Annotated in this window: 17 protein-coding genes; 6 read left to right on the forward strand and 11 right to left on the reverse strand. The window is 71.9% G+C overall.

The window, feature by feature from the left end; genetic code table 11:
- Nucleotides 1-8 precede the first annotated feature (8 nt).
- The 8 genes from ACIA77_RS40270 to ACIA77_RS40305 form a co-directional block, all read right to left on the reverse strand.
- A complete protein-coding gene (locus ACIA77_RS40270; RefSeq protein WP_395891399.1) occupies nt 9-932 on the reverse strand; it encodes a hypothetical protein in 924 nt (307 codons plus the stop codon).
- 27 nt (nt 933-959) lie between these two features.
- The gene (locus tag ACIA77_RS40275; RefSeq protein ID WP_395891400.1) at nt 960-1,166 is read right to left on the reverse strand and encodes a heavy-metal-associated domain-containing protein; all 207 of its coding nucleotides are present in this window, start codon (nt 1,164-1,166) and stop codon (nt 960-962) included.
- A 347-nt stretch (nt 1,167-1,513) separates the two neighbouring features.
- Nucleotides 1,514-1,789 (reverse strand): muconolactone Delta-isomerase family protein, encoded by a 276-nt coding sequence (locus ACIA77_RS40280; RefSeq protein WP_395891401.1) that lies wholly within the window; start codon nt 1,787-1,789, stop codon nt 1,514-1,516.
- 15 nt (nt 1,790-1,804) lie between these two features.
- Complete coding sequence (locus ACIA77_RS40285; RefSeq protein WP_395891402.1) at nt 1,805-2,512, reverse strand: alpha/beta fold hydrolase; 708 nt, start codon at nt 2,510-2,512, stop codon at nt 1,805-1,807.
- Nucleotides 2,509-3,363, reverse strand: a complete 855-nt coding sequence (locus ACIA77_RS40290; RefSeq protein WP_395891403.1) for a class III extradiol dioxygenase subunit beta — start codon at nt 3,361-3,363, stop codon at nt 2,509-2,511. Before ACIA77_RS40290 ends, ACIA77_RS40285 begins: the two co-directional genes overlap by 4 nt.
- On the reverse strand, nt 3,356-3,700 hold the full coding sequence (locus ACIA77_RS40295) for a protocatechuate 3,4-dioxygenase (protein WP_395891404.1): 345 nt from the start codon (nt 3,698-3,700) through the stop codon (nt 3,356-3,358). The genes ACIA77_RS40290 and ACIA77_RS40295 overlap by 8 nt, the downstream gene beginning before the upstream one ends.
- Nucleotides 3,701-3,722: 22 nt before the next feature.
- Nucleotides 3,723-4,595 carry a formyltetrahydrofolate deformylase gene (gene purU / locus ACIA77_RS40300; protein ID WP_395891405.1) on the reverse strand — a complete coding sequence of 291 codons (873 nt, stop codon included), beginning with the start codon at nt 4,593-4,595 and terminating at the stop codon, nt 3,723-3,725.
- On the reverse strand, nt 4,592-5,473 hold the full coding sequence (locus tag ACIA77_RS40305; RefSeq protein ID WP_395891406.1) for a methylenetetrahydrofolate reductase: 882 nt from the start codon (nt 5,471-5,473) through the stop codon (nt 4,592-4,594). Before ACIA77_RS40305 ends, purU begins: the two co-directional genes overlap by 4 nt.
- A gap of 321 nt (nt 5,474-5,794) precedes the next feature.
- On the opposite strand from ACIA77_RS40305, the gene ACIA77_RS40310 reads away from it, so the two are divergent.
- The 3 genes from ACIA77_RS40310 (at nt 5,795) to ACIA77_RS40320 (ending at nt 9,981) form a co-directional block, all read left to right on the forward strand.
- Nucleotides 5,795-7,198, forward strand: a complete 1,404-nt coding sequence (locus ACIA77_RS40310) for an aminomethyl transferase family protein (RefSeq protein WP_395891407.1) — start codon at nt 5,795-5,797, stop codon at nt 7,196-7,198.
- A 268-nt stretch (nt 7,199-7,466) separates the two neighbouring features.
- Complete coding sequence (locus ACIA77_RS40315; RefSeq protein WP_395891408.1) at nt 7,467-8,477, forward strand: LysR family transcriptional regulator; 1,011 nt, start codon at nt 7,467-7,469, stop codon at nt 8,475-8,477.
- Nucleotides 8,434-9,981: an MFS transporter gene (locus tag ACIA77_RS40320; protein ID WP_395891409.1), complete on the forward strand. Its 1,548-nt coding sequence runs from the start codon at nt 8,434-8,436 to the stop codon at nt 9,979-9,981. The genes ACIA77_RS40315 and ACIA77_RS40320 overlap by 44 nt, the downstream gene beginning before the upstream one ends.
- A gap of 93 nt (nt 9,982-10,074) precedes the next feature.
- On the opposite strand, the gene ACIA77_RS40325 is transcribed toward ACIA77_RS40320, so the two are convergent.
- Genes ACIA77_RS40325 through ACIA77_RS40335 form a run of 3 tightly spaced genes read right to left on the reverse strand, consistent with a single transcriptional unit; the run spans nt 10,075 to nt 13,630 of the window.
- On the reverse strand, nt 10,075-10,740 hold the full coding sequence (locus ACIA77_RS40325; protein ID WP_395891410.1) for a response regulator: 666 nt from the start codon (nt 10,738-10,740) through the stop codon (nt 10,075-10,077).
- Nucleotides 10,737-12,281, reverse strand: coding sequence for a histidine kinase (locus ACIA77_RS40330; protein WP_395891411.1), 1,545 nt, complete (start codon nt 12,279-12,281; stop codon nt 10,737-10,739). The genes ACIA77_RS40325 and ACIA77_RS40330 overlap by 4 nt, the downstream gene beginning before the upstream one ends.
- Nucleotides 12,282-12,310: 29 nt before the next feature.
- Nucleotides 12,311-13,630 (reverse strand): MFS transporter, encoded by a 1,320-nt coding sequence (locus ACIA77_RS40335; RefSeq protein ID WP_395891412.1) that lies wholly within the window; start codon nt 13,628-13,630, stop codon nt 12,311-12,313.
- A 254-nt stretch (nt 13,631-13,884) separates the two neighbouring features.
- On the opposite strand from ACIA77_RS40335, the gene ACIA77_RS40340 reads away from it, so the two are divergent.
- Genes ACIA77_RS40340 through ACIA77_RS40350 form a run of 3 tightly spaced genes read left to right on the forward strand, consistent with a single transcriptional unit; the run spans nt 13,885 to nt 16,579 of the window.
- On the forward strand, nt 13,885-14,397 hold the full coding sequence (locus tag ACIA77_RS40340) for a Rieske (2Fe-2S) protein (RefSeq protein ID WP_395891413.1): 513 nt from the start codon (nt 13,885-13,887) through the stop codon (nt 14,395-14,397).
- A complete protein-coding gene (locus ACIA77_RS40345) occupies nt 14,394-15,512 on the forward strand; it encodes an amidohydrolase family protein (protein WP_395891414.1) in 1,119 nt (372 codons plus the stop codon). The genes ACIA77_RS40340 and ACIA77_RS40345 overlap by 4 nt, the downstream gene beginning before the upstream one ends.
- Complete coding sequence (locus tag ACIA77_RS40350) at nt 15,509-16,579, forward strand: amidohydrolase family protein (RefSeq protein ID WP_395891415.1); 1,071 nt, start codon at nt 15,509-15,511, stop codon at nt 16,577-16,579. Before ACIA77_RS40345 ends, ACIA77_RS40350 begins: the two co-directional genes overlap by 4 nt.
- Nucleotides 16,580-16,805: the final 226 nt, after the last annotated feature.

Raw genomic sequence — 16,805 nt, forward strand, 5'->3', positions numbered from 1 at the left:
TTTCGCGGTCAGTGGCCGTGGTCGTCGCGGTGGCCGCCGCCCGGCGCGGGCGTGCCGGCCGTCGTGAGCGTGAACTCGGCGGTCCGCACGACGCCGTGGTGGCGGAAGTCGAGGAACAGCCGGTAGGTCCCCGCGCTGGGCACCGCGGTGGCGAACTTCACCTGCGGGCCGGCGGGTGTCTTCCCGTCGCCGGGTTCACCCTCGGGGTGGACGTGCAGGTAGGCGAGGTCGCCTTCGCGCAGCGCGACCAGGTGCCCGTACGCGCCGAGGTAGGGCTGCAGGTCCGTGACCGGTTCGCCGTCGTGGCTGATGGTCAGGGTGAGCGGCGACGTCGTGCCCGCGGCCAGCTCGCCGGTGAGCTCGACCCGGTACCCGTCGACCAGGGCCGTGTGGCTGGGCGCGAAGGTCTCGGGCCGGTAGTCGCCGGCGGCCGAGAGATCGGTACCCAGGGTCATCGGCTTGCCACCGGTCGGCGCGAAGTCGGCGAACGCGCGGTAGGAACCGGCCGCGGGCAGCGTGAGCGGCACGCTCCACGTGCCGTCCGGCGCCATCTCCGGGTGGACGTGCTGGAAACCGGCCGTGTCGCGGCGGACCACGATCAAGTGCAGCCGCTTCTCGTGCTCGACGTCGAACGCGGTCACCGGTTTGCCGTCGGGTCCGGTGATGGTGAACGAGAACCGGCCCGGTTCCGGCGTCGGATCGGGGGCGGAGAACGTGTAGCCGTCGCGGCTCGAGGCGAGCCCGCCCGGCAGGTCGTTCGCCGTGGCCATGCCCGCGTGCTCCTGCGGGGCGGCCTCGGTCATCCCGGCGTGCTCGTCGTTCTCGCTGGTCGCCACCGGAACCGGCCCGGCCGCGTTCCCCACGGCGAAACCGCCGGCGGCGAGCAGGACGAGCACTCCGCCGAACACCGCGAGCCGTGCTGTCGTGAGCATCGCTCCTCCTTCGTTGGTTTTCCCGGCCTAGCCGGCGAGCTGGTAACCGGCTTCCTCGACGGCGGCGCGGACCTGCGCCGCCGCGAGCGGCCCGGCGCTGGTGACGGTCACGGCGCCGGTGGGCAGGTCGACCACGACACCGGTAACGCCCTCGATCGCGCCGACCTCCTCGCTGACCGAGGTGACGCAGTGCGAGCAGGTCATCCCGCTGACGGTGTAGGTGGTGGCAGTCATGACGGTTCTCCCTCCTTGGTACCCCCGGGGGGTACTAATACAGATACACCCTAGGGGGGTATCTGAACAAGAGGGATCGCCAACGGGCGTGTTCACACCGCACGGCGGGGGGTCTGCACTGATGTCGACGCGGCGCTTGCGGCCGGCGCGGGCGCGCTCCGGTGGCGCGAAGAGGTCCTCAAGCCGACGCCCGTGGTCCCGCCCGCGATGACGGGTCGGGACCACGGGCGTCGGCGAGGTGGCGCGGGAGCGGGAAGTTCTCGTCGCCGGCCTGGTGACACCGGTGGTCTTCACCAGGCCGACGACGACGGAGGCCCGGTTCGCGGCGGGCCGTTGCCTGCTTCGGGTCAGCGCTCCTGCGGGTGCGTGGCGAGCGCCTCGACCCGCACGTCCATCCACTTCCACATCGGCAGTGAGGTCAGCGCGTCGTGCAGGGCGGCCGGATCTTCGGCCTCGTACAGCCCGACGGTCGCGTTGCGGCCCGGGACGCGCCAGAGCCGCTTGAGCGTTCCGGCGGCGCGCAGCTGCTGCGCGCGCTCACGTTCGGCCGCACGCAGCTGTTCACGGGTCTCGTCGGGAGTGTCGGGCGGCAGCAGGTTCTCGGTGCGGACCAGGAATTCCATCGTTCCTCCGCTCGGCTACGACGGGGCGATCGTGAGCAGGACGTCCGCGAGCTCGCCGGGCGCGGTCACCATCGCTTCGTGCCCGGTGGCGATTTCGTGCACCTTCCAGCCGAGGTCCGCGGCCCGTTGCGCGTGGGGCCGGAACACCCGCAGCCAGTCGGTGCACTCGACGAACTGCGCGGGCACGCCGTCGCCCGCACCGGTCAGCCGCAACGGTTCGGTGTAGGTGAGCCACGGGTGCGGCGTCAGGCGCGGGCCGAGCCACGCCAGGTCGGCCTCGTCCGTCACCCCGAGCACCGTCAGCGAGCGCACCGGGATCAGCCAGCCGAACCCGGGCCCGGCCACCGATTCGCGGTAGTGCCCGGCCACCTGCTCCGGCAGCAGGTCGATCGCGGCCTCGCCGTCGCGCCCGGCGAACGCGTCGAGGTACACGCGGGTGGCGACGCGGTCCGGGACCCGGTCGGCGACGCCCGTGACGACCTGCCCGGCGTAGCTGTGCCCGACCAGCACGACGTCGCGCAGGTCGTGCGCTTCGAGCAGGGCCACGACGTCCTGGACGTGCGTGCCGAGCCCGATGGCGGGGGAGAGCAGGTGCGCGCGGTCGCTGAGCCCGGTCAGCGTCGGCGCGAAGACCTCGTGGCCCGCGGCGCGCAGCGCGGGGACCACCCGCTGCCAGGCCCAGCCGCCGTGCCACGCTCCGTGCAGCAGGACGAACGCGGTCATGCCGGCGCGCCTCCGTTCTCGAACAGCGCCAGCGCGGCCGCGGTGTTGGACGCCGGCACGTGGTACGTGTCGTGGATCCGCGTGATGCGCTCGCTCATCGCGCCGCGCATCACCAGCCACATGATCAGCTCGACGCCCTCCGTGCCGGCCTGCGCGATGTACTCCTCGCGCGTGAGCTTCGCGAGCGCGCCGGGATCGTCCTCGATCTTCCGCAGGAACATGCGGTCGAACGGGGTGTTGATCAGCCCCGCGCGGGCGCCGGCCAGCTGGTGCGACATGCCGCCGGTGCCGAACACCGCGACGTCGAGCTCCCGCGGGAACGACTCGATCGCCCGGCCGATCGCCTGGCCCAGGGCGTAGCAGCGCGCGGCCGTGGGCTGCGGGTGCTGGATCACGTTGACGAGCACCGGCACCACCGCGCACGGCCACTGCTCGCCCGGGTCCGGGCAGTACACCGACAGCGGCACGGTGAGGCCGTGGTCGACGTCGAGGCGGTGGAAGGTCGCGATGTCGAAGGAGTCGTCGATGAGCCGCCGGACCAGGTGCTCGCTCAGCTCCGGCGCGCCGGTGACCGGCGGCACGGGCCGGCGTCCCCAGCCCTCGTCGGCCACCTCGTAGGACTCGGCGGTGCCGATCGCGAAGGTCGGGACCAGGTCGAGGTCGAGGGCGTTGGCGTGGTCGTTGTACACGATCACCGCGACGTCCGGCCGGTGCGCGGCCATCCACTCCCGGGCCGGGGCGTACCCGTCGAACAGCGGTTTCCAGTACGGCTCGGCGGTTTTTCCGGTGTCCATCGCCGCCCCGATCGACGGCACGTGCGACGTCGCGAGACCCCAGGTGACCCTAGCCAAGGTTCCGCCCTCCCGAGCGCATCGCCTCGGCGAACTCCTCGGCCGTCATGCCGGTGAACACCCCTCCGAGGTACTGCATGGACTTCCCGTCCAGCATGGCCAGCTTGTAGGTGTAGAACACGGACCCGCCGAGTTCGAGCATCCCGGTCCAGTCCCGCTCGAGGATCGCCTTCTTCTGCTCCGGCGACAGCCCGAACTCGTCGCAGTACGCGGCCTCGTCCGCGGAGAACCGCCGGCGGTTGCGTTCGTCCTTGAGCGACAGGCACATCTTGTTCAGCGCGTACCCCCGCCGGCTCGCGCCGAGGTCGAGCAGGTAGTCGTCGCGGGCTTTCGTCATCGTTGCTCCTTCCCGGTGCGGGCTAGAACACCACCGTCGTGGCGCCGTCGGCCACGACGCGGTCGTCACAGTGCCAGGCGACCGCCCGCGAGAGCACGAGCCGCTCGACGTCCGCCCCCTTGCGCTGCAGGTCGGCCACGGAGTCGCGGTGCGACACGCGGATCACGTCCTGTTCGATGATCGGCCCCTCGTCGAGGTCTTCGGTGACGTAGTGCGCGGTCGCGCCGACGAGCTTCACCCCGCGCTCCTTCGCGCGCTGGTACGGACCGGCACCGACGAACGCCGGCAGGAACGAGTGGTGGATGTTGATCACCGGCACGCCGACCTCGGCGAGGAAGTCGCCGGACAGGATCTGCATGTACCTCGCCAGCACCACGAGATCCACATTGCCCTTCAAGAGGTTCAGCTGCTCCTTCTCCGCGGCCGCCTTGTCCCCCTTGGCCACCGGCACGTGGAAGAACGGGATGTCGAAGCGGCGTACGTCGTCGCCGAGGCCGGGGTGGTTCGACACGACCATCGGCACCGTCATGTGCACCTCGTCGCGGCGCTGGCGCCACAGCAGGTCGAGCAGGCAGTGATCGGCGTGGGAGACGAGGATCGCGACCCGCTTGCGCCGGCGCGCCTCGACCAGCCGGAACTCCAGCCCCAGCTGCTCGCCCAGCCGCGTTTCGAGAACAGCGTTCAGTGCGGCCGTCCGCGCGGGCAGGTCCGCGAGGTGGAAGACCGTGCGCTGGAAGAACCGGCCGCCGGACGGATCACTGGTCGACTGGTCGAGCGAGACGATGTTGGCGCCCTGCTCGGTCAGCACGCCGGACACGGTCGCCACGATCCCCGGCCGGTCGGCGCCTTGCACGATCAGGCGCCCGTAGTCCTCGTCGTGGCCGGGCCCGCTCACGCGCGGACGTCCTTCGCGTCGAGCCGCGCGAGCAGCTCCCGGCGCCACGCCTCGGTCTTCGCGAGTTCGTTGAACGTGAACACGTGCAGCCCGCCGATGATGCCACCGCGGGGCGCCTCGGCGGCGAGTCGCAAGGCGAGCTTCGTCGGCTCGTAGCCGTGCGGCAGCAGCAGCCGCCACACCAGGTTCTGCTGCTTGCGCAGGAACCGCGCCGACTGGCCCAGCCCGATGCCGGCGGAGATCCGCACGAGCTTCTGGCGGTTCACCGGACCCGGCAGTCCGATGTGGACGGGCAGGTCGATCCCGGACGCGGCGATCCCCGCCGACCACGCGCCGGTGACGGCCGCGTCGAAGCAGATCTGGGTGATGATGCGGGTCGCGAGCGGAGCTTTCGCCCGCAACGCCTCGTCGAGCGCGGCGGCGGAGATGGTGGCGTGCCCCTCGGGGTAACCGCCGATGCCGACCTCGGTGAACGGGTGGCCGACGTCCGCCATCGTTCGCAGCAGGGCGTACGCGTCGGCGAACTCGCCCGCCGGCTTCGGCGCGTCACCCCCGATGACGAACACCGACCGCACCCCGGCCTCGCTCAAGCGGGCCACGACCCCGGCGACGTGGCCGCGATCGGTGAACTGCCGGGCGGGCAGGTGCGGAGCAACCTGGTAGCCGTGGCGCAGCAGGCGTTCGGTCAGGTCCAGGGTCGGCTCGAGGCCCTTCGCCTCGGTGACGGTGACCGTCAGCGGCACGGTCGTGGGCACGTGCTCGAGCACGGCTTGTTCGGTGCCGCGGAACGGCATCACCTCGTAGCTCATGGTCCGGACCAGCTCGGCCGGACTCGGCCGCCGGCGCTGCGAGCCGGCGACCTCCTGCTGGGTGGTCATGCGCTGCCCTCATCTCCTCGTACCCGGACGGTGGCGGTCGCGCTCGGCGGCACCGGCCGGTCACCAGTAGAACGGACCGCCGGGCGTTTTTCGTCCGGCATCGAGGCCGATCTCACCGCGACAAATGACGGGCTCCGCGAGCGGGAACGGCCGTCCGAGACGAATGACGTAGGCGAGACCGGTCCGCAGGACCTCACGTTCCCGTCCGGACGCGCCTAGCGTCGCCATCGACGGCCCGGGACCGGCGCACGGCCCGGGGCCCTCCGGCGGCGTGCGACCGCCGCCGGACCGCAGACGCTGTCGCACGAGAACGGACCGCACATGAGCGCGAAAAGCTTGCAGGACGTGGTCGATCAGGCGGGGAACACGGTGGAGCTGCTGCGCAACTCCCAGCTCGGCGCCTACATCTACCCGGTCGTGCCCGCCGAGTTCACCAACTTCCGGCGTGAGGTGATCGCCTGGCGGTCCACGGCCGTGCTGTTCGACCAGACCCACCACATGGTCAACCTCTTCCTCTCCGGCCCCGGTGCGCTGAAGCTGATCTCCGACACCGGCATCAACAGCGTCGCGAAGTTCCCGGTGGACTCGGCCAAGCAGTTCGTGCCCGTCTCGCCCGACGGCGGCGTGATCGGCGACGGCATCCTCTTCCGGCTCGCCGAGGAGGAATTCGTGTTCGTCGGGCGGGCCCCGGTGGCCAACTGGCTCACCTTCCACGCCCGCCAGGGCTACGACGTCGAACTGCGGCTCGACCAGCGCTCGCCCTCGCGGCCGTACGGCAAACCGGTGACCCGGGACCTGTGGCGGTTCCAGATCCAGGGCCCGAACGCCTGGCCGGTGATCGAGAAGGTCCACGGCGGCCCGGTTGAGCAGGTCCGGTTCTTCCGCATGGGTCACCTGAACGTCGACGGTGTCCGGGTCCGGACCCTGCGCCACGGCATGGCCGGGGCGCCCGGGCTGGAGCTGTGGGGCCCGTACGAGACCTACGACCGGGTGCGCGACGCCGTCCTGGAAGCCGGGCGCGAGTTCGGGCTCGAGCCGGCCGGCGCGCGCGCCTACTCGTGCAACACCCTGGAGTCGGGCTGGATCCCGTCGCCGCTGCCCGCGATCTACACCGGCGAAGCGCTGCGCCCGTACCGCGAATGGCTCGCGGCCGAGAGCTACGAGGCGACCAACGCACTGGCGGGCAGCTTCGTGTCCGACCGGATCGAGGACTACTACCTCAACCCCTGGGAACTCGGGTACGGCTCGTTCGTCAAGTTCGACCACGACTTCATCGGCCGCGACGCGCTCGCCGCGGTCGACCCTGCGATCCAGCGGCGGAAGGTCACCCTCGCCTGGAACGCCGAAGACGTCGGCACCCTGCTGACCTCGCCCGTGGATCCCGACGGCCCCGGCTACCAGTTCTTCGACCTGCCCAACGCCAACTACGGCTCGTCGAACTTCGACTCGGTGCTCGACGCCGACGGAACCCCGATCGGGCTTTCGCTGTTCACCGGCTACAGCGCGAACGAGCGCGCCGCGCTCTCGCTCGCCACGATCAACCCCGACGTCCCGCTCGGCGCGGAGGTCCGGGTCGTCTGGGGCGAGCCGGACGGCGGCAGCCGCAAGACCACGGTGCAGCCGCACCGGCAGCTCGCCGTGCGCGCCATCGTCAGCCCCGCCCCGTATTCGGTGATGGCGCGCGAGAGCTACCACCCCGGCTGGCGCTCGGCCGTGACGGTGTGAGGCCGCCGTGCCCGCACCGCGACCCCGCACCCGGACCGCGCCTTCGCCGCGCCGCCCGCGGAGCCTCCGCGTAGTACGGTGTCCGAGGCCGTCGTCCTCCCGGGGACGGCGACCATGACGACGAACAGCGGATCCCCGCCGGGGCCACCGGGTGCCCGAGCCGGCCGAACCACGAGGAGGGTCGCGTGGACGCACGCCACCGGCGCCTTCGTGACCGGCGGTCCCGGGTGGTTCCGCGCCGCTCGTGACCGGCCGGCGGTGATCGGCCGTGACCCGGCGCGGCGACGCGTTCCTCGCGAACATCGACCTGAACCTCCTCGTTATCCTTCGGGAGCTGCTGCGCGAGCAGAACGTGACCCGGGCGGCCCAGCGGGTCGGCGTGACCCAGCCCGCGGCCAGTGCCGCACTGGCCCGGCTGCGCCGGCACTTCGGCGACGAGCTGCTCGAACGCACGCGCTCCGGGTTCGTCCTGTCCCCGCTCGGGGAACGGCTGGCCGTCGAAATAGAACCGGTGTACCTGAGCCTCGAACGGCTCTTTTCGCCCGAACCGGAATTCCACCCTGAAGACTCCGAGCGTGAATTCACCGTCCTGACCAACGATTACGTTCTCGCCGCGTTCGGTGAACCGCTTTCGCGCGCACTCCACGCGGCGGCGCCGCGGGCGCGGTTGAGCGTGAAAGTGGCCAAAGGCGAGCTGCCCGCGGATCTGCCGGAAACCCTCCGTGGAATCGACGTGATCATTTCCGCGCCGAAATCCGAGTTCAAGGTCGACGAAATCCGCGGCCGGGAATTGTTCCGCGACCACTGGTCGTGCGTGGTCGCGGCCGAAAACCCGGTGGGGGACCGGCCGCTGCTGGCCGACCTCGAGCGGATGCCGTGGGTGATCCCCAACCACCCCGACGACGGGTACCCGGCGAGTTCGCCGCTCGCGCCCGTGCTCGCCCAGCTGTCCACGCAACCGCAGGTCGCCGTGCGGGTGGACAGCTACCAGGCGACGCCGTACTTCGTGGCGGGCACGGACCGGGTCGCGGTGATGCAGCACCGGATCGCGCGCCAGTTCGCGGCCCGCGGCGATCTGCGGATCCTGCCGTACCCGGGGGACGCGCCGCCGATCGTCGAGATCCTGTGGTGGCACCGCAAGAACACCGAAGAACCCACGCACACGTGGCTGCGCACCGTGGTCGAAGAGGCCGCGGCCGGCCTGCGTGAGCCCGAACGGCGCATTCACGGCGGTTATGCGCCGGGTGCAGACGATTTATCACCCGACTCCGCTCGGTGAGCCATACTGGCAATCTGCGAAACGCGGTGAAGCACACTGGCCCCAGCGCACAAAGGAGTGTGCCTTGTCGAATTCCACGACGAGCAGACCGACCATCGACGTGCTCCCCCTGATCGAGAACCAGAAAGCAGGGAGGTTCTGGACCGCGCTCTTCTCCGTGTCGTGGCTGGTCGCGTTTCTGGACGGCTTCGACCTGCAAGTCATTTCGTTCGCCGGCAGGTACCTGAAACAGTCCTACCACCTGACCAACACCGAACTCGGCACGCTCGGGACGGTCGGTGTCGTGGGGACGCTCCTGGGCGGGATCGTGATCGGCTACCTGGGTGACCGGGTCGGCCGCAAGCCCGCGATCGTCGTCTCGGTGACGGGGTTCGGGATCTTCATGGTCCTGGTCGCCTTCGCCCAGGACTACCCGCAGCTGGTGCTGCTGCGCCTGGTCACCGGGTTGTTCGTCGGCGGCGCGCTCCCGCCGGTGTGGGCGCTGGTCAGCGAATTCGCGCCGATCCGGCTGCGGTCGACGTCCGTGGTGATCGTGATGGTCGGCTACAGCATCGGCAGCGCGTCGGGCGGCCCGCTCTCGAACCTGCTGATCCCGCGCTTCGGCTGGCAGTCGGTGTTCCTCGCGGGCGGGGCCGCGTCGCTGGTCGTGCTGGTCGCGGTGGTCCTGGTGCTGCCGGAGTCGGTGAAGTTCCTGGCGCAGAAGGGCCTCGCGCCGGACCGGATCGGGCGCATCCTGCGGCGCGTGCGGCCCGGCATCTCGCTGCCGGCCGACGCGAAGTACGTCGCCGGGACGGAGGCGATCGAGCGCAAGCAGTTCACCCCGGTGGCCCTGTTCCGCGGCCGGCTGGCGATGATCACCCTGCTGGTCTGGGCGTCCTACTTCTGCTCGGCGACAGTCGTGTTCTACCTGACGTTCTGGGGCCCGATCCTCAACGAGCAGATCGGTTTCAGCGTCTCGGCGGCCGCCACGCTCGCCGCGGGCACGTCGGCGGCGGGTGCGCTGGGGCAGGTCCTGATCGGCCGCTTCATCGACCACCGCGGAGCCGGAGCGATCGCGTACATGCCGCTGCTGGCGGTGCCGTGCCTGCTCGTGATCGGGTTCGTGCACCTGTCGGCACTGGCCTACGTGGTCGTGCTGCTGCTGTCCAACGTGTTCATCATCGGCGGCCACGGCGGCGTGATCAGCGTTTCGGGCATCTTCTACCGTCCCGCGATCCGCGCCAACGGCGCCGGCTGGGCGACCTCGGTGTCCAAGCTCGGCGCGATGCTCGGCCCGTGGCTGGCGGGGGTGCTGCTGGACCACGGCCTGAACGCCCAGGGCACCTTCTTCGTCTTCGCCGTGTTCCCCCTGGCGATGATGACGCTGCTCATGGTGCTGGGCCGCCTCCAGCGCCGGCTGCCGGCCACCGCGGACGGTTCGCTGCGCCCGGTGACCGCGGCGGCCGGGGGCGCCGGGGCCGCGGCCCGGCGTGAGGAGACCACGACCCCGGGCGTGTCCGGCTAGCACCGGTGGGCGGCGGGGCTTTTCGCGCACGCGGTGTGCGGGAAGCCCCGCCGCCGCGTCCGGGCTCGCGACCGGGGCAAGGAAATCCCGTCGTCAGCCGGGCGGCGGCGCCAGCCCCTCCCGGATCGCGAGCAGCGCCGCCTGCGTGCGCGAGGACAGCTGCAGCTTGCTCAGCACGTTGCTGACGTGCGTGCGAGCCGTGCGCTCGCTGATCACCAGGGAGTCCGCGATCTCCCGGTTGGCGAATCCCCGCGCCACCAGGACCAGGATCTCCCGCTCGCGCGCGGTGAGCGCGGAGAGCCCCACTCGCGGCGCGGCCATCCGCCGCGTCAGCTGCTTGGCCACGGCGGAGCCGAGGTGGACCTCACCCGAGGCGGCGGCGCGCACGGCTGTGGCGACCTCCTCGGGCTCGGCGTCCTTGAGCAGGTAGCCCGCGGCTCCGGCGGCGAGCGCGGTGTGCACCCGTTCGGCTTCCCCGAAGCTGGTCAGGACCACGACCTTCACGTCCGGGTGCTCGGCGGTGATCCGCTGGGTCGCCTCCGCGCCGTCCATCCGCGGCATCCGCAGGTCCATCAGCACCACGTGGGGCAGCGGCCGCCCGAGCGTCCGCCACTCGCGCAGCAGCTCGATGGCCTGCTCCCCGTCGGCCGCTTCACCGACGACCTCGAGCGCGGGTTCGGTTTCGACGAACGCCCGCAGCCCGCGCCGCACCACCGCGTGGTCGTCGACGAGCACGATCCGGATCACCTCGGGGCTCATCCGGCCGCCTCCGCCCGGACCCGGCGCAGCGGCACCGCCGCGCGCACCGTCCAGCCGCCGTGCGGGCCCGGTCCCGCGGCGAAGCGCCCGCCCCAGCGTTCGGTGCGCTCCCGCATGGACACCAGGCCCAGCTGGTCCCGGCTGCCGGGCGGCTCGCCGCCGCCACGCCCGGCACCGTCGTCGCGCACCAGCACGACCAGATCGTCTTCCTCGGCGCGGAGGCCGACCTCGACCGTCGACGCGCCGGCGTGCTTCACGACGTTGTGCACCGCCTCGGAAACGATGCGGTAGAGGTCTTCCTGCACGTCGAGCCCGCCGGTCACCGGCAGGCCGTCGGTCGTGACCACGTCGATCACCAGTCCGGTCCGCGCCCGCACGCTCTCGACGTGCGCGCGCACCGCGGCGACGAGACCGTGCTCGGCGAGGTCGAGCGGGCGCAGCTCGAACACCAGCAGCCGCAGGTCGGCGAGCGCGCTGGCCGACAGCTCGGCGAGCTCCTCGGCGATCGGGCGGACGCGCTCGAGTTCGGCGTCGGGCCGGTCGAGCCGGCCGCGCAGCGCCTTGGCCTGCATGCGCATCGAGAAGAGCTGCTGCACCACCGAATCGTGCAGGTCGCGCGCCAGCCGGCGGCGTTCGTCCGACTGCGCCCGGGTGCGCGTGCGGGCCAGCAGCGACGCGGTGTCGATCGCGACGGCGGCGTGGTCGGCCATCGCCTGCAGGAACGCGAGCGAACCGGGGCCCGGGTCCTCACCGGCGCGGTAGTAGGCGTTGATCACGCCGACGGTGCGGGCGCGGACCACCATGGGCGTCGCGACGAAGCCGTCCCAGTCCGGCCGGTTCATGATCTCGTGCAGCGGCTCCCACCGCGGGTCGGCCATGATCGAAGCCTTGCGGTGTTTCTCCACCACCGGCCGGCCGCCCACGAACGCGTCGAAGAACCGCACCCGCGCCCCCAGCCGGCGGCACGCGCTGAGGCGCTCGACGAAGTCCGCGGCCGGGCCGAACCCGGCCATGCCGAGGATGCGCAGATCGGCGGCCGGGTCGTCGAGCGAGAGGATCTGCACGGCGACGATGTTGGCCGTCATCACCATCTCGCGGGCCACCGCGTCGAGCGTGGCCCGCAGTGAGAACGCCCCGGCGACGCTGGCCGCGGCGCGCGCGATCGCGGTGAGCCGCTCCTGCTGCCGCAGGACGTCCGTGCGGTCGCTGAACCAGACCGCCTGCCCGCCGTCGGACAGCGGGGTGAGCCGGTACTCCAGGTCCCGGAACCGCCCGCCCGGCACCAGCCGGCGCACGGTCCGCGGGGTGCCCGGCGGCACGCCGGGATCGGGCTCGAACGGCGCCGGCCTGCCGATCAGGTCCGCGGCGGCGGACCCGAGCAGGGTCGCGGCCGCGTCGTTGAGCGCGGTGAACCGGCCGTTGGCGTCGAGCACCGCGAGCCCGTCAGCGGACACCGAGACGAGGGCGCTCAGGGCTTCGGGGGTCAGGGCGGGGCCGCCGCTCGCCGAAGGGGCCTCGCGCGGACCCCGGTGCCCCTGCATGACCCCATTATGGGGCGCCGGCGGAGAAATCACGCCGGCGGTTGCGCGACGGGGGCCGCCGCGGGCTCGGCCGCGCTCGCGCGCCGGAAGCGCAGCCCGACCACGCCGACCAGGCTGACCAGCGACAGCGCCGCGACGTACAGCGCGACCGCGGTCGACGAGCCACTCGCCCCGAACAACGCCGTCGCGACGATCGGCGTGACGGCGCCGCCTACCATCCCGCCGAGCTGGTAGGCGATCGAGATCCCGCTGTAGCGCACGCGCACGTCGAAGATCTCGGTGAACAGCCCGCCCTGCGCGCCGGCCATGATGCCCTGCACGAGCGCGGCGACGGCGAAGGAGACGAAGGCCGAAGCCGCGTTGCCGGTGTCCACCAGCAGGAACATCGGGACCGGCCACACCACCGCGGTCACCGCGCCGACCGTGTACACCCGCCGCGCGCCGAACCGGTCGCTCGCGACGGCGGCCAGCACGATCGCGGCGATCCAGACCGCCGTCGAGGCGAGGATCAGCGAGAGCAGGGTGGTCCGGTCGAATCCGACCACGGTCGTCCCGTAGGTCAGCATGTAGACGGTCACCGTGTAGCCGATCGCGGGGGGCGCGATCGACGCGAGGCTCGCCAAGACCAGCGTCACCGGCTGCCGCCGGACGAGCTCGACGAACGGGGCGCGGTTCGTGGCCCGTTCCCGCTTGGCGTCGGTGAACTCCGTCGCGTCGCTCAGCCGGCCGCGCACCAGGAGCCCGCCCACGACCAGGACGACGCTGAGCAGGAACGGGATGCGCCAGCCCCAGGCCAGGAAGTCGTCGTCGGCCAGCCCGGACACGGCGAGGAAGGCGAGGTTGGAGGTGAGCACCCCGACCGGTACGCCGAACTGTGCGAAGCTGCCGTAGACCGCGCGGCGCCGGGGCGTGGCGTGCTCGGTGGCGATGAGGACCGCGCCGCCCCACTCCCCGCCGACCCCGAAGCCCTGCAGCACGCGCAGGAGGACGAGCAGCACCGGGGCCGCGACGCCGATCGCGGCGTAGGTCGGCAGCACGCCGATGAGCGTGGTCGTCCCGCCGGTCAGCAGGAGGGTGAGGACCAGCATCGACCGGCGCCCGATCCGGTCGCCGAAGTGCCCGATCACCGCGCCGCCGAGCGGACGGGCGACGAAACCGACCGCGAACGTCGCGAACGCGGCGAGCGTGCCCGCGGCCGAGGAGAACTTCGGGTAGAACACGGAGCCGAACGCCAGCGCGGCCGCGGTGCCGAAGATGTAGTAGTCGTACCACTCGATGGACGTGCCGACGAGACTCGCGGCGAAGAGGGTCTTCTTCGACGGACGCGTCGGCGCTGACGGTTCGGCCATGGCTCCGTACTCCTCGCGAGCGGTCCGGCACGGGGTGGCGCACCGAGGAAACCAGACAAATCCGCGCCGGGCACGGCCGCGGCGACCCGTCTGGCCTACGTCGTTTGTCGCGGTACCCGCTGACCGGCACCGTCCTTTCAGGACAACAGGCCACCGCCCGGCTACGCCGATCGAGTGCGTATTCACGGCGTTGATGTCGCGTATCCCGACTTTCTGCTTCCACCGCGGGGAAACGGCTGCTTACAGTCCGAAGCGTGAAGATAGTCGTTTCGCGCCTCGACGAGTTCCCGCCGGGCGAACGCCGGATCGTGCGGGCGGGACGCAGGTCGATCGGGGTGTTCCGCGTCGGTGACCGCTTCTACGCGATCAACAACCACTGCCCGCACATGGGCGGGCCGCTGTGCCTCGGCCGCACGAAACCGTGGGTCAGTTCCGCCGGCCCGGGGGAGTACGAGATGGCCGGCGAGGAAGCCCTCGTGGCCTGTCCGTGGCACGGCTGGGAATACGACCTCGAGACCGGCCAGTCCTTCCTCGGCCCCGGCGAGCCGCCCGCGCGCACGTACTCGGTTTCGGTGGCGTCCCACGTCGAAGAGGGCGCCGTGCCCGCGGACGAGGTCGCGCCGCCGCGAACCGCCGTGAAGGGCGGGCGGCGGCCCGGCCCGTACGTGACCGAGACGTATCCGGTCCACGTCGAGGACGCCTACGTGGTGGTCGAGACCAGTCCCCGCCCGGCGCAGGTGCCGGGCCCAGTCGGAGGTGCGTCATGACAAGCACGCTGCCCACCGGTGCGCCGGGTCCGGCGACCGGCCGGGCCGGGGCCACGATCGTCGACACGGACATCCACCCGAGCGCACCGGCCGCGGACCTGAAAGCGCGGCTGAGCGGGGAGCACCGCGAACGCTGGGAGGTGTTCGGCAGCCGGGTGCCGAACCCGCCGGAGTTCTACCCGCGGGTGCGCAACGCCGGCTTCCGGCTCGACGCGTGGCCCGAGGCGGGCGGCATCCCCGGCAGCGACCTGGGGCTGGTGCAGGAGCAGCTGCTCGACGAGTTCGGTATCGACCACGGCGTGCTGATCCCCTTGCAGGGCCACACTTTCGGCGCGGAGGAACCGCGGTACTCCGCGGCGCTGTGCCGCGCGCTCAACGACTGGCTCGCCGACGAATGGCTCACCCCCGAACCGCGGTTGCGCAGCTCGATCGCGATCCCGACCGAAGCGCCGGACCTCGCGGCCGAAGAGATCGCCCGCCGCGCCGACGATCCGCGGTTCGTGCAGGTGCTGCTGCCCACCGGGGGCGAGACCGGGTTCGGCTCCCGCCGCTACTGGCCGATCTACCGCGCCGCGGTGGAGGCGGGCCGCCCGGTCGCGGCGCACACCGGCGGAATCGAGCAGCACCGCGGCGCCGGGTGGCCGTCGTTCTACCTCGAAGAGCACGTCTGGAACGGCAACATGATGGCGGCGCTCGTCACCAACCTGCTGTGCGAGGGCGTGTTCGAGGAGTTCCCGTCGCTGCAGGTGATCTGCGTGGAAGGTGGGATCGTCTGGCTCGCGCCCCTGATGTGGGCGCTCGACGAGGCGTGGCCGCGGCTGCGCGCCGACGTGCCCTCCTTGCGCAAGCCGCCGTCCGAGTACCTGCGCGAGCACCTCTGGTTCACCACACAGCCCATCGAGGAGCCCGAGGACCCGCGGCACCTCGCGACCGCCTTGGAGCACATCGGGATGAGCGACCGGATCATGTTCGCCTCCGACTACCCGCACTGGGACTTCGACTCGCCCCGCCTGGCGCCGCGACTGTTCCCGGCCGACGCGCGGGAAGGGATCATGGGAGCCAACGCCTGCCGGCTCTACGGGCTGCCCGCGCGCGTGTCGGGGGCGCCGCGATGACCGCCGCCGTCACCACCGGGACCGTCGACACCGACGTGCACTGCGCGCCGTCTTCGCTGGCCGAGCTGGAGCCGTACCTCGACGAGTACTGGCGCGAGTACCTCGTGGACGGCGGGCAGTCGCTGTCGCCGTCCCAGGGCGGGGCGTACCCGCCGCGCGCGCCGATCAGTGCCACGTCGGCCGCACGCGCCGCCGGCCTGCTGCCCGCCAACGACGTCGACCAGCTGCGGTCGGCGGTGCTGGACCCGCAGTCGCTGAAGGCCGCCGTGCTGAACTGCACGACTTCGTTCCACTGCAACCGGAATCCCTACTACGAAGCCGCGCTCACCCGCGCGGTCAACGACTGGCTCGTCGAGAAGTGGCTCAGCCGCGACGAGCGGCTGCGCGCGAGCATGGTCGTGCCCACCCTCGACCCGGCGGCCGCGGTCGCCGAGATCGAGCGCCTCGGCAGCCATCCGCAGATCGTGCAGGTGCTGCTCCCGGTGCGCACCGACACGCCGTGGGGCAACATCCGCCACCGCCCGCTGCTGCGCGCCGCCGCCGAACGCGATCTCGTCGTCGGACTGCACGCGTGGGGGAGGCTCGGCCAGGCGCCCACCCCGAGCGGGCTCACCCGTACCTACCTCGAGGACTACCTCGCCAACTCGCAGATCTTGGTGCAGGCCCAGGTGACCAGCCTGATCACCCAGGGCGCGTTCGCCGAGCTGCCTTCGCTGCGCGTGACCCTGCTCGAATGCGGCTTCTCCTGGCTGCCGGCCCTGCTGTGGCGCTTCGACAAGGACTGGAAGGGCGTGTGGCGCGAGGTGCCCTGGCTGAGCGGCAAGCCGTCGGAAGTCGCGCGCCGGCACCTGCGCCTGACGACCGCCCCCGCCCAGCTGCCGCAGGACCCGCTCCAGGTCCGCCAGGCGCTCGACCTCCTCGACGCGGGCACGATGCTGATGCACGCCAGCGACCACCCCCACGACCACGGCCCCGGCGGCGAACGCCTGCTCGCGGCCCTGACCGCCCCCGAGCGCGACCGCGTCCTCGCCACCAACGCCGAGGACTGGTACTCCTTCGGCACCTGATCCCGGATTCGCGTCCCGCACAGTCGAAACGCCCGCGGGCGCACGGTTTTTCCGTGCGCCCGCGGGCGTTTCGACGTGGCAGACCGGCCCGGTGAGGCCCTAGTACTGCAACAACACTTCGTGATGGCCGTGTCGTTGGTAGTGGCTGGCACGTGCTCGGGCTTGGCTGGTTCGTCGCCATTTCGACCAGTGCATCGCATGCTGGATTGTGTGGCGGATCGGTGCG

The sequence above is a fragment of the Amycolatopsis sp. NPDC051903 genome (assembly GCF_044452505.1).
Taxonomy (GTDB): Bacteria; Actinomycetota; Actinomycetes; order Mycobacteriales; family Pseudonocardiaceae; genus Amycolatopsis.